At 41.9% G+C, this 5,901-nt stretch carries 9 protein-coding genes; 1 reads left to right on the plus strand and 8 read right to left on the minus strand.

Features of this window, described 5'->3' with window-relative positions:
- Window positions 1-265, plus strand: a 265-nt coding sequence (locus C3B52_RS37685) for a hypothetical protein (protein WP_103110926.1), incomplete at its 5' end; no start/stop codon positions are given.
- A gap of 237 nt (window positions 266-502) precedes the next feature.
- Here the strand turns inward: C3B52_RS37685 and C3B52_RS34875 are convergent.
- The 8 genes from C3B52_RS34875 to C3B52_RS34915 all read right to left on the minus strand — a co-directional run.
- Window positions 503-814, minus strand: a complete 312-nt coding sequence (locus C3B52_RS34875) for a helix-turn-helix domain-containing protein (RefSeq protein WP_103110927.1) — start codon at window positions 812-814, stop codon at window positions 503-505.
- The gene (locus tag C3B52_RS34880; protein ID WP_103110928.1) at window positions 807-1,286 is read right to left on the minus strand and encodes a hypothetical protein; all 480 of its coding nucleotides are present in this window, start codon (window positions 1,284-1,286) and stop codon (window positions 807-809) included. The genes C3B52_RS34875 and C3B52_RS34880 overlap by 8 nt, the downstream gene beginning before the upstream one ends.
- 434 nt (window positions 1,287-1,720) lie before the next feature.
- Window positions 1,721-1,879: a hypothetical protein gene (locus tag C3B52_RS37690; RefSeq protein WP_235615966.1), complete on the minus strand. Its 159-nt coding sequence runs from the start codon at window positions 1,877-1,879 to the stop codon at window positions 1,721-1,723.
- Between the two features lie 168 nt (window positions 1,880-2,047).
- Entirely contained in the window at window positions 2,048-2,722 is a 675-nt protein-coding gene (locus C3B52_RS34890) for a hypothetical protein (protein WP_164685074.1), read from the minus strand.
- Window positions 2,723-2,801: 79 nt separating this feature from the next.
- Complete coding sequence (locus tag C3B52_RS34895; RefSeq protein WP_235615967.1) at window positions 2,802-3,458, minus strand: DUF5983 family protein; 657 nt, start codon at window positions 3,456-3,458, stop codon at window positions 2,802-2,804.
- A gap of 739 nt (window positions 3,459-4,197) precedes the next feature.
- Window positions 4,198-5,019, minus strand: coding sequence for a hypothetical protein (locus C3B52_RS34905; RefSeq protein ID WP_103110933.1), 822 nt, complete (start codon window positions 5,017-5,019; stop codon window positions 4,198-4,200).
- Complete coding sequence (locus tag C3B52_RS34910) at window positions 5,012-5,239, minus strand: hypothetical protein (protein ID WP_103110934.1); 228 nt, start codon at window positions 5,237-5,239, stop codon at window positions 5,012-5,014. Before C3B52_RS34910 ends, C3B52_RS34905 begins: the two co-directional genes overlap by 8 nt.
- An 85-nt stretch (window positions 5,240-5,324) precedes the next feature.
- Window positions 5,325-5,901: DNA cytosine methyltransferase (locus C3B52_RS34915; RefSeq protein ID WP_201264988.1), on the minus strand; the 577-nt coding region annotated here is incomplete at its 5' end.

Here is a 5,901-nt window from a genome sequence, read left to right on the forward strand (position 1 = left end):
AAAACAGTGGATTACATTTTTGTATATGATTTGTCTTTTAGTATTTGGAGTCTTATTTGTACCATTCAATAAAGTGTGGGGCCCACAAAGAGAATTCGATAGCTTTACATTTGCTCCTCTTTGGTCTGGCATCGAACATGGTAGAGAAATTAACGGTTATAATGTAATTTATGAACTCGCAACAGGGAGGTTGTTAGTAGAGTTATTACTTCTAACTTTAATTTTCACTTCCATATATATATTCATAAATGAAAAGAACAAGTGATTTGAGATTTTCGTGAAACCAGAAAATGCCCAGACTATTGAGTCTCGGCATCTTATCAATGAGAATAAATCTACCAAGCTGTCCGGACATAAATCGGAGTTACTGATTGTAATAGACCATAAAAATCAAAGGTTCGCCAGCAGGCGAAGCAACCTTTTAGATATTCGGATCGACTACTAAAAAACGCACAAAAAAAAGACGGTATGCAACCGTCTTTGTCTTCAGGAATTTCAATAATCAGTTTGAATAAGTAGCCGCTTGTTCATCGTTAAATACGGGTATGAGCTGTGTTAAACCAAGTGCAGAAAATACCGCATTAAGTGTATCAATCGTAACATTTTGTTTGGCAGCTTCGATGTTGGAAATTTTGGCTTGTGTCGTTCCTGCCAATCTAGCCAACTCAGCTTGTGATATCCCCAGCTTTCTACGCCGCGCAAAAATCAGGTTTCCCACAGCAACAGAGAAGCTATCTAGATATTCCCGAACTTCGGGAATATCTCTAGCAGACTTCTTTAATTCTTTAAAACTTTGACCCAGTTCTTTACTCATACTGATCAACTCCTTGAAAGTTTATGTACTTCTCTGGGTTGCTCGTAAAATCCTTATATACCAATTCCGCTTCTACTGCGATCCTTTCAAACTCTGCTGAGTAGGTGTTTTGTTTCAATACAGCCTTAACCATTAGTAAGACTTGCAGATTCCCTACCCGATGTTCGAAGAAAATACATCTGAATGCACCAGCATTTTTCCAATTCACTCGGAATTCCAATAAAGGTACATGATTCCGAAGTTCCTTCACCAACCTGATCGTGTACGGAAATCCGCTTTCTGTCTCATCAATAAAATACGTATCCATAGCATCAAGACCGTGAATCTCCAAAAATTCCAACCCTCGCATGATGAATGTGAATAGTTGCATCATATCCGCGTCATTGTCTACTTTTAATCGGATATCGTTAATCAAATCGAGGACAGGTTCATTGCCCAATTCGTCAGGTAGAAATTCAATTATTGTCTTCATTATACCGTATACGATATAAATTGTAAAATATAATTTACAATTTACACCTTCCTCCTCTCATTTATTAGCTCTAAAAAAGTGAGCAAGCAATCTGATTTTATAAGCTCAAACCCTTTTGACAGCCGCATGGGACTTGGTCCCGGAAGGGCGAATTTTCGCCTTTTGACGCGGAGCTTGGGAACAGGTACATAGACAGACGGTCAAGGGTATCAGCACAAAAGTTTTTTCGATTCATGCTATTGGAAGAGAATAAAACTTTTTGCCCCTTGACTGGCTGACTGAGAGACTTAGCTTCCGGGAGGTTGAGGGGCGAAGCCGGAGGCTCGGCCTTCCGGAAGCTTAGTCGAACTGTAACCTGTTACCATGCGGATGTCAAAAGCGAAAATGAGTATTAAATAGAAAAGATCCGGAGCTGTCGGATCTCTCCATGCCTCTTATCTTGGTATGTGCTGCTCTTCTTTTTTTACTTTCAATGGGCACCATCGTTTCACCGTTTTTAACGCTAATGGACTTTCTGATGTCATTGTTCCAAAATCAATAAAATTATTTAAGGGTAGCCCTCGATCTTTCATAAGTAGTGTTTCTGGATTCACACAGAAGTATTTCTTCCGTCCTTGTCGGTTACTTTGTGTTTGTTGTCTTCCGCGTTGCTTGCAATACCCACAATTTTTACATTGCACTCTCTTCACATCCCCTTATACAATATCGGATTGCCATCTAAAGGTTAGGAGAGGACCCGAAGGTCCACCCTCACAAGTGTTTTATTTATAAAAGATAGTTGAACAGTTTTGGCACTGATATTCTACAACCTTTCGGGATTCCCTCGGCTTTTCCAAGTTACCAATGACATGTCCCTTTGAGTTAAAATCCGGAACTGCCGAACGCTGTCCACATTCGATGCAGATCTTGGTGCCCAGGGTCTTCTTCTCTTGCTCAGAGACTGTAAATAGTGCCTCTAGTAAATAGAAGTCGCTGCACTCAGCAATATCATTGAAATAAATTTCCTCAAATACAGCAGTCTGCACAGTATAAGAACCTGCATAGAATTCACTCGAAAATTTCGGAACAATTGCCCTAATATATTTGTTTCCGATTATTTTCGTATTATATTTGAAAGATAAATTAATCGTCATGCCATCACTATTCCATAGAATATAGTTGTCAGAAATCGATATCGAAAACTCAGTACCATCAATATGTTTACAAAAAATAATTGCATCCTCTTTTGAATCTGGGTACTGGTTAATATCGCGCCTGATTCGTTGCTTGGCTTTCTTTTGTTGATCGTTAAGGTAACCCATCGATTTCTGTATTTTTTGGATTTCTTGAATGAGTGACATACGTAAATCGGAAGACGGTAATGATTTCTCCATACGCTGATCGATCAACGCACAAAGCATTTTCACCTCTACCTGATTGAAATGCTTTCCTACCATAGATTCGTACTGATTTAACATATTTGATCATCTACCTTTCGAAGTGGGATATGTAGTGGTGGCGTGAATCTGATCCGAATTACCAGTCAAAGACTGGTAATTCGGGAATGGTGTCCGCATCGCGGTCAAGCATCACCCACTGCACCCCCTTCGAACGGGCACAAGCCAGAATGTCCTTTAAGCATTCAGGAAGGCTATTTTCGTTTTCCAACTCATCTTCCAGAACACAGAGAAAATATCCGTATTCAGATTTAGGATAGTAGATTAATTGACATGAATATGCGTCCTCCAATAACTCATCTGCAACTTCCTGAGTAATATGGGCAGTACTCAGAGTCATCATCGATTCGAGCGAATTTTCTTGATTTTCATCCGGGATCGATTTGACCTTGTTGAAATATAGTTTCGTGCCAGCAAATTCCTCGCCCAAAATATCCAAGGAATCTTCATCTGTTGTATGATACCGTCTTGCAAAATCGTAATAAGATACCCCTGTCCAATCTTGGAAAGCCTTCATAACATCCGGTAAGGCAGTTGGACCCCCAAAAGTCTCAACCTCTTCGACTAACTCATCGTTCATTTTCACCAGTACAACAACGTTCATTTCATAACATCCTTTCAGATTTGGTTTGGGGCAAGCACTGCACTGTACTTGCCCAGTAATAATTGCTGCGACCACATAAAGCTCACGAACGACCATCTTGAGAACCCCTTCCACTTGCAGATCCAGAAGCACTCGGACACCGTTTTCTAATGCTCTGTTATCTGAAGCCTCTTATCTTTCCAGATCGCACTAATCAAAAATTCTCCAATCGGTGCCATCGGCACCGAATTTGGTTCTGGAGGATAAAAGTATGTGAGGACTCAGGTGTACGCATCACCTGAAGCCCTTTTGACAGCCGCATGGGATGGAATCCCGGAAGGGCATTTTTTTCCCTTTTGACGCGGAGCTTGGGAACAGGGGCATAGGTGGGTAGTCAAGGGATCAAGCAAGAAAGTTTTTTTCGACCCGGTTCTTCTTGAAAGAGAAAAAAACTTTTTGCCCCTTGACTACTCGACTGAGAGACTTGGCTTCCGGTGGATGGAGGGGCGAAGCCGGAGGCTCGGTCCGCCGGAAGTCTAGTCGAACTGCCACCTGTTACCATGCGGATGTCAAAAGTGAAAAAAATGATTCCAATAAAAAAGAACCGGCAGCTACCGGTTCTATCCATGCCCTTTAGGCTTGGTTTTTTTGATTTTTCTTTCAAGAAGGTTTTCTAGATTTGAGATGACCTGGTCGTTGGCTCCGTGGCGGGTGTTAAGCGACATCCAGGAACGTAGAGCACCTTAAACGGGATGATCCTCCCCGTTTTAGGTGCTCTAGTTATCGGTTGGAGTAACCCGACAGCGGTGCGTACCGGATCTTAGGGGGCGTATTTTGCCGCCTTAGATCCGGTAGCATTAGCCCCCATATATATTTTGGGATACGATTTCTTTTAGCCACCATGCAAGCTGAATAGAGCGAAATTCCATTGATTCCCAAGCTCATAACGATAACCGTATTTCTTCAGAAGCTCCGTAAGCTCATTCCGAGTACCCCATGAACGTGTACCATCCGCATTTGTATCGCCCAGCTGCAGCACTTCGGCCAATCTTGATTGATAGAAACTTGCGGTTAATGTTTCCGGATTACAATAGGTTAGGTGATTCCGTGGATCTGCATACGTCAGAATCCCGTCTGTACTATGGTAGGCCATTTGATTGAAATATAGGATAGTCCCTTTCCAGAGATCCTTTTTCAGCAAGAAGGCTTTCAATTCATCAGCAATCTGTTTCATCATTTCTTTGTGGAGTTGAACAGATGGCGGCTCAATATCCCAACACTCTACCCAACTTTCATCTGTTATCTTCCGGTCATAGATCATGCAAGTCTTCAGGTCAATTTGAATTTGAACGGGTAGCTTTGTCTGAAGATCAACGCCAGTGAAGAAGAGATAATCTTCATTGTCCAGTTCTGGATATGACCGAATCGATGTATATGCCTGAGCTAGATCCTGCATGATCACCCGCAGTCTATCATCTTCTACCTCTTCTTTTACGGAGGCTCTAAGAAGGATACTCGTAGGGATTGGGAATTCAAATTGACACGCAGTGCATTGATAACTAATAGCTGAAGTCCCATCAGGAAGCTCATTTGAATGCTCATTACTTTGGTAAACGATATATTCAATTTCCTGATCTGGGACTCCAATGTGTAAGCACAACGGGCAATGTATATTTTGAGCAGCTATTTTTTTAGACTCAACGTTTTTATTCATTATTCATTTCTCCTTTTAGGTTTAGATTTTCGTTCTGTTGGCCAGCGCTTTGGCAACTATCTGAATCCTGACTTAATTCGATACTATGAACCGTCACGTCATCTGGGACTTCTAATCTATCTTGAATCGTAAATGTCAATGCATCCATATCAACCAACCAATTTTCCTGTTCCGGGGAATTGTCTTCAATGTCTATTTTTATAACTAATTGTTTTCTCATTTTTATTTCCTCCTATGATTTAACTTGCAAGCTACCATCTTATTTCAAAAGCTCTTCCTTCCCTGAAGGAAGAGCTTTCCGATTCTTATATGGAGAAAGCCAACTGGCCCACTGCAGAAACTTTCGCGTAACGCTCGAACGTAAGTCGCATTCCAGCTCCCGTGCAGAGATGAGGCAGATTCTCGCGAACCAAGGCGTTCGGGAGATCCGGAGGTACTGAATTCCCACATCTGGCGACCTGAGATGCTTTCGAAATTGTCTTTCCTTCAGCATCAATGTTTATGATGTAATTAGATGGAAAGCCCTGAGCAGCAAACAGTTCATGAGGCTCAAGCATCCGGAAACCGATATCTACAATTCGGTAGGAAATGCCCTGTATAACAATCACCAAACCACGGGCATCCTCTACCGTAATAGTGTTCACTGATTGATCCGGTGTCTGTCCGATACTGGTGCCGTTATATTGCATCAAGAAGTCCCCGACCTCCTCAGCGTGATCTTCGATTTCCATTGAAGATACAATTTCACCGTTATACTGAAGAGTTGCCTGTGCTAATCCAAACTTGTTTCCACCTGCAGTAATCGTACCAAGGGGCTGATCCAAGTCGAGGATCCGTGGTCCTTGCCCCTTTCGTTCTCCGTATCCCATCTGAATCAATACA

It is taken from the genome of Brevibacillus reuszeri (assembly GCF_002897295.1).
In the GTDB taxonomy this organism is placed as follows: Bacteria; Bacillota; Bacilli; order Brevibacillales; family Brevibacillaceae; genus Brevibacillus; species Brevibacillus reuszeri_A.

Bases quoted from the DNA above. Each gene is read 5' to 3' on its own strand.
- C3B52_RS34905 (WP_103110933.1), bottom strand. From the start codon at position 5,019: ATGAATAAAAACGTTGAGTCTAAAAAAATAGCTGCTCAAAATATACAT.
- C3B52_RS34890 (WP_164685074.1), bottom strand. From the start codon at position 2,722: ATGGTAGGAAAGCATTTCAATCAGGTAGAGGTGAAAATGCTTTGTGCG.
- C3B52_RS34875 (WP_103110927.1), bottom strand. From the start codon at position 814: ATGAGTAAAGAACTGGGTCAAAGTTTTAAAGAATTAAAGAAGTCTGCT.
- C3B52_RS34910 (WP_103110934.1), bottom strand. From the start codon at position 5,239: ATGAGAAAACAATTAGTTATAAAAATAGACATTGAAGACAATTCCCCG.
- C3B52_RS34880 (WP_103110928.1), bottom strand. From the start codon at position 1,286: ATGAAGACAATAATTGAATTTCTACCTGACGAATTGGGCAATGAACCT.